This is a genomic window from Paenibacillus sp. sgz302191, from assembly GCF_057749925.1.
Genome location: NZ_JBYLHY010000110.1, coordinates 1 through 537, shown reverse-complemented (window position 1 = coordinate 537; position 537 = coordinate 1). Strand labels below are relative to the sequence as shown.

Sequence of the window (537 nt, the reverse complement as noted above, 5' to 3'; positions counted from 1 at the left end):
ACACTCCCATCGGTTATAAGATTTTATAACAAAAAACTTCAAATACTTAGGAGGAAAGAAACTCTATGAAGAAAAGTCTAACCGTCGTTCTTTCAACAGCAATGGCTTTATCCGTATTTTCTTCAGTAGCCTTTGCGAAAACATCCGCAGATTTCACGGATTTGAAAGATCTTGACACAGCCACAAAAGCGAAATTCGACGCCATGATTAGCGCCGGTATTTTCGATGGAGTTACCGACACCACGTTTGGCTTGAAAGATGAAATGAACCGCGCGCAATTCGCGAAAGTAGCGGCCTTGATCATGGGGCTGGACATTAACAAAGACTTGAAAACATCGAGTTTCGCTGACGTTAGTGTGGACGATCCTGCGAACGGCTATGCATTGCCTTACATCGAGGCTTTGAAAACAGCCGGCGTTACTGACGGTGTAACCGACACTACGTTTGACCCAGCCGGTAAAGTAACCAAAGAGCAGCTGGCGACGTTCCTGGACCGCGTACTGGGCAAAGATGCTGACGCTCGGGCAAAAACAGGCA

Annotated in this window: 1 protein-coding gene; it reads left to right on the top strand. The window is 46.6% G+C overall.

Features of this window, described 5'->3' with window-relative positions:
• Positions 1-65: 65 nt before the first annotated feature.
• Positions 66-537 (top strand): S-layer homology domain-containing protein (locus AC3G2T_RS38830; RefSeq protein WP_488438835.1); only part of this gene is annotated, 472 nt, incomplete at its 3' end.